The following is a 5,306-nucleotide window of genomic DNA, read 5'->3' as shown; positions in this document are numbered from 1 at the left end:
AATTTTGTCATTGAGCCTGCAGATCAAAAACAAGTTTTGAGTCAAAAATACCCTTGCTTTTATAGTAGCAGGACAGACAAAATTTGTCAAGTAGTTTTTTTCTACTGGATGACATACGCTGCTAACAAAATTTCTGGCTTTTTTGTTGTGTGGGGTTTATCATTTTGATTTAATTTTGGTGAGATTATGTCAGACCTTGCAGAAAGAATGTCCCTAATAAAGCCATCACCTACGATTGCTGTAACCGATAAGGCAAATAGACTGAAAGGCGAGGGGAAAAATATCTGCGTTTTAGCTGCAGGAGAGCCGGACTTTGACACTCCAGACCATGTAAAAAAAGCAGCTATTCAAGCAATAAACGAAGGTAAAACTAAGTATACTGCTGTTGATGGGACACATGAACTTAAAGAAGCGATAATCAATAAGTTAAAAAGGGATAACAATCTCGAATACACATTTAATCAAATCTGCGTTGGTATCGGCGCTAAACAGGTGTTGTTTAACTTATTTATGGCAACGATTAACCCTGGAGATGAAGCTATAATTCCAGCCCCTTATTGGGTCTCATATGTTGATATGGTAAGTCTTTTTGGTGGTCTGCCGGTTGTAGCAAAGTGCAAGCAAAACTTCAAGCTAACACCAGAATTGTTAAAAAGCAAGATAACCAAAAAGACCAAGTGGCTGATCCTTAATTCACCGAATAACCCAGCAGGAATTGTGTATACATATGATGAACTGAAAGACATAGCACAAGTATTGCTTGAATGTCCTCACGTGAACGTTGTTACAGATGATATTTATGAACATATAGCATACGATGAGAGGTTTTTTACTATTGCCCAGGTTGAACCGAGGCTTTATGATAGGGTTTTTGTGGTTAATGGGGTATCGAAAGCTTACGCGATGACAGGCTGGAGAATAGGTTATATTGCAGGTAAAAGTAATGTAATAAAAGCCATTTCTGCGCTGCAGTCTCAGAGCACTTCTAGCCCAAATTCGATAGCGCAGGCAGCAGCAGTTGAAGCTTTAAGCGGCGATCATGGTTTTTTGAAGGAAAGAACGAGAATTTTCAAGAGTCGTAGAGATTTTGTGGTAGAGAAGCTAAGTTCTGCTCCAGGACTATCAGCATCTACTCCGCAAGGTGCGTTCTATTTGTTCGTTTCGTGCGAAGGCTTGTTGGGTAAGAGCACAAAAAATGGTAAAGTAATAAATAACGACCTTGATTTTACTGAATACTTGCTGGAGGACCATTTAGTCGCCGTAGTTCCAGGAGTTGCGTTTGGCCTTGAAAATTTTGTCAGAATTTCTTATGCAACCTCTCAGGAACAACTAGAAATTGGATGCAACAGTATTATTAAAGCATGCGAAACACTAAGTTGACTTTCTGCATTCTCATGTGTAATGTTTTCGTATGTCAGTAGCAAGGAACTAATTTATGGCCTGGTTATATTTATTATTAGCTGGCTTACTTGAAGTTGTGTGGACGACGGCGCTAAAGTATAGTGATGGTTTTGCCCGCATGACGCCTGTGGTAATTATTTTAGTTTGTGCTCCTGCAAGCCTTTACTGGCTATCAGTAGCAATGAAGTCTATTCCCCTTGGAACATCCTACGCAGTTTGGACTGGTATAGGTTCTACAGGCGCAGCGGTGGTAGGAGTAATATTTTTTAATGATCCAGTGAATCTTGGGCGTTTATTTTCTATTGTTTTGGTAGTGCTGGGTATTATAGGCTTAAAAGTGTTTACCAAATAGGCAGCTAAAGGCTAGGTGTGAATATGCCGGGAATTGAGATAAATAGACGCTCATAAATTGTCTATTTTACCACGTCGAGGATATTTACTGAAGTCACCTCAGATTCCTTAATTTGTGAAGAAGGATGTCCTATTGATTGGGCAAGTATATTGCTGATGTTTAACTTATTTTCTTCATTTTGCTGGATTAAATTAATATCATTTATTTTTTTCACCAAACCTTTTCCTTCCTCCAGAATCTTTAAATCACTTTCGTTGATATTATGTTTGCTAAATCCCTCGACGATTCCCTTTTTTGTTTGGTGGGTATCCAAAAATGTCGACACTTGCTGCTTAGCAATAGCGTGAAGTAGTTTTTTATTGGATGTTAACTCTCCATATACACTCTCTAGACTAATGTCTAAATGTTTTGCTTTGCTTACAGCTAGCTTTATTGTCTCTTCTACTTTGCTTAAAAGTTCTCTATATAGTTTATCATATCTGTTACCCGTATGAGCAGCAAACGTTTGCTCGATGTATTTTGTTAGGTAATTTTGTAGCGTGTTGTTTTTTGTGCTTGTACTCATTGGCTCACCTTTGCTTGACGTTATATTGACCATTATACATGCGGAAAGGTTAACATTGAGTTAACTAGAACGTTTCTGATACTAGGCTTTATCAAAAATTATACTATTTTAAATATAATTGTTCCCATTTTTAGAAATGCCCTCTTCATGTTCAAGCAGCTAGTGCTGGAAAATTTAGTTGATACATAGTTGCTCATTTGCTATAAATTTAACTATACTAAGTTTTAGCAAATTAAAAATTTGTAAAAAGCTATTTTTTATAAACCTATGATTTTGAATTTAAGGTGAGGTTGATGCTACAAAGAAACTTTTTAATATGGTTGCTAGCATCCCTATTTTATGCATACCAATACATATTACGTGTGATCCCGAATATAATCGCACCTGAATTAATAACAAAGTTTAAAATAAGTGTTACAGATGTTGGTCAATTTGGTGGGCTGTATTATGTAGGCTATACGGTTGCTCACATACCTGTTGGTCTTTTTCTTGACAGATCTGGCCCAAAACTTGTTTTGCCTATATGCACTATTTTAACATTTGTTGGAACACTACCGCTTATATGCTTCAATGAGTGGTATTACTCAATATTCGGTAGAATAATCGTTGGAATTGGATCGTCTGCTTCGGCAATTGGGATCTTTAAAGTTGCAAGCATGTATTTTTCACAAGAAAAATCAGCAAGAATGGCCAGTTTATCTATAATAATAGGGCTACTGGGAGCTATTTATGGTGGATTACCCTTGGACTTCTTACTCGATAAATTTGGTTGGGACTATGTTATTTATACCTTCTCAGCGTTTGGTTGTTTGCTTGCTTTGCTGTTATTCTTTGTAACGCCAAGCAGTAATGCACAAGAGAATGCAAGTGACAATGTACTTCAAGATTTGAAAACTGTGCTCTTCAACAAACATATCATTCTGATCAGCTTTTTTGGTGGCCTAATGGTTGGTCCATTAGAAGGTTTTGCTGATGGCTGGGCAAAAGCATTCTTGTGTGAGATGTATCAAATGACCGGAGATCTAGCGTCTTCGCTTTCTTCTCTCATGTTTATAGGTATGGGAGCTGGAGCATTCTTTTTGGCTTACCTGCTGGAAAAATGTCCAAACAGGCATTACGAAGTAATTATTGCGTGTTCTTTTGCAATGATCGCTAGCTTCCTTTTGCTTTTTACACGAGCTGGTGGCCTATATGTTGTGCTGCCTGCGCTTCTTGTTATCGGCTTTGCATCTGGATATCAGGTAATTACCATTTACAAAGCAATAAGTTATGTAAGCAATAACTTGGTGGGCTTGGCTACGGCCGTATCAAATATGATAGTTATGGTTTTTGGCTATTTTTTTCACGTTGGAATCGCAAAAATAGTAGATTTGTATTGGGACGGAATGATAATACAAGGAAATCCTGTGTATGGTGCTGGATTGCTGGTAAAAGCAATATCGATTATTCCTATATGTCTACTCTTGGCTGCTTTTGGTTTTGTGTGGTTAAAAAAACGATCTTAAAATTGCTTGTAGCGAACATACATTTTAATATCATTGAGTTAAACGAAGTTTGATCTATGGCAAGTGTTTCGGAAAAAATCTGCAGTCTTAGAAATGGTTTAAAGTCTTTTGATGACGAAATTTATCAATCTATAGAGAAGGAATTGCAGCGTCAAAGGTCGCAACTGCAACTGATTGCATCAGAAAATTTTGCAAGTAAAGCAGTGATGGAGGCACAAGGCTCTTTTCTGACTAATAAATATGCGGAAGGTTATCCAGGGAAAAGGTATTACTGTGGTTGTGAATATGTGGATGAGGTCGAAAGTCTAGCTATAGAGAGGTTCTGTAAACTGTTTGGTGTTAAATTTGCGAACGTTCAACCTCATTCTGGTTCTCAGGCAAATCAAGCAGTGTTTGCTTCATTGCTTACTCCGGGCGATACGATACTTGGATTATCGCTAAGTTGCGGTGGACACCTAACTCATGGTGCAGCACCAAGCCTCTCTGGTAAATGGTTTAAGTCGATTCAGTATGCAGTCAGCAAAGACACTTATCTGCTCGATATGGACGAGGTAGAAAAGCTGGCACTTGAGCATAAGCCAAAACTAATCATAGCTGGTGCTTCCGCTTATCCAAGAAAGATAAACTTCAAGCGTTTTCGCGAAATCGCGGATAAAGTTGGTGCATATTTGCTTGCTGATATTGCTCACTATGCGGGACTTATTGCAGCGGGTGAATATCCATCACCTGCTGGATATGCGCATGTTATGACTTCTACGACTCACAAAACTCTGCGTGGTCCTAGGGGTGGAGTAATAATGACGAATGATGAAACGTTACATAAAAAAATTCAATCAGCGGTTTTCCCAGGGCTACAAGGTGGGCCGCTTATGCATGTAATAGCTGCAAAAGCTGTTGCATTTAAAGAAGCATTAGCGCCAGAGTTTAAAACTTATAGCAGAAAAGTTGTGGAGAATGCAAAAGTACTAGCTCAAACGCTGCAAGAGCATGGACTGAGCATTATAACCGGTGGCACTGACTCTCATATAGTGCTAGTTGACTTAAGACCACAGAAATTGACCGGAAAAGACGTTGTAGATAGCCTTGAAAGGGCTGGTATTACCTGCAATAAAAACTCTGTACCATTTGACACAGAGAAGCCAACCATCACTTCAGGGCTGCGTTTTGGCACTGCTGCTGAAACAACACGTGGACTTGGGGCAGAAAATTTTAAAGAAATAGCAGACTTAATAAATGAGATAGCTCAAGGACTAATCAGCAAAAATAGCTTAAATGTCGAAAAAACAGTAAAAAGTAAAGTTGAAAAGATTTGTAATGATTTTCCTATTTATTAACTCTAGCAATTTATATGATGTCATCCGAGTAGTTCATAGAAACAGAACAAAAAACTACTTGACAACCTCCGCCGTTACCCTTATAATGATACTGAAGCTATTTATTTATCTTCGCAATCTGTGCAGGTTAATGACAAAAAACTTAGGGT

General features: G+C 38.2%; 5 protein-coding genes. 4 read left to right on the top strand and 1 reads right to left on the bottom strand.

Annotated elements, in window-relative coordinates; translation table 11 throughout:
- The first annotated feature begins 186 nt into the window (after positions 1–186).
- Both DM84_RS04700 and DM84_RS04695 read left to right on the top strand, forming a co-directional pair.
- Entirely contained in the window at positions 187–1,380 is a 1,194-nt protein-coding gene (locus DM84_RS04700) for a pyridoxal phosphate-dependent aminotransferase (protein WP_250778719.1), read from the top strand.
- A 55-nt stretch (positions 1,381–1,435) separates the two neighbouring features.
- Positions 1,436–1,753: a DMT family transporter gene (locus DM84_RS04695; protein WP_250778718.1), complete on the top strand. Its 318-nt coding sequence runs from the start codon at positions 1,436–1,438 to the stop codon at positions 1,751–1,753.
- 61 nt (positions 1,754–1,814) lie between these two features.
- Here DM84_RS04695 and DM84_RS04690 read toward each other — a convergent pair whose 3' ends face one another.
- Positions 1,815–2,318, bottom strand: a complete 504-nt coding sequence (locus tag DM84_RS04690; RefSeq protein ID WP_250778717.1) for a hypothetical protein — start codon at positions 2,316–2,318, stop codon at positions 1,815–1,817.
- Positions 2,319–2,611: 293 nt separating this feature from the next.
- On the opposite strand from DM84_RS04690, the gene DM84_RS04685 reads away from it, so the two are divergent.
- Positions 2,612–3,823: an MFS transporter gene (locus tag DM84_RS04685; RefSeq protein WP_250778716.1), complete on the top strand. Its 1,212-nt coding sequence runs from the start codon at positions 2,612–2,614 to the stop codon at positions 3,821–3,823.
- A gap of 56 nt (positions 3,824–3,879) precedes the next feature.
- Positions 3,880–5,157, top strand: a complete 1,278-nt coding sequence (gene glyA / locus DM84_RS04680; RefSeq protein ID WP_250778715.1) for a serine hydroxymethyltransferase — start codon at positions 3,880–3,882, stop codon at positions 5,155–5,157.
- The last annotated feature ends 149 nt before the right edge of the window (positions 5,158–5,306 follow it).

Origin of the sequence: Wolbachia pipientis (genome assembly GCF_023661085.1) — a bacterium.
Classification (GTDB): Bacteria; Pseudomonadota; Alphaproteobacteria; order Rickettsiales; family Anaplasmataceae; genus Wolbachia.
The sequence above is the reverse complement of the archived record's forward strand: the minus strand, read 5'-3'. Positions and strand labels throughout refer to the sequence as shown.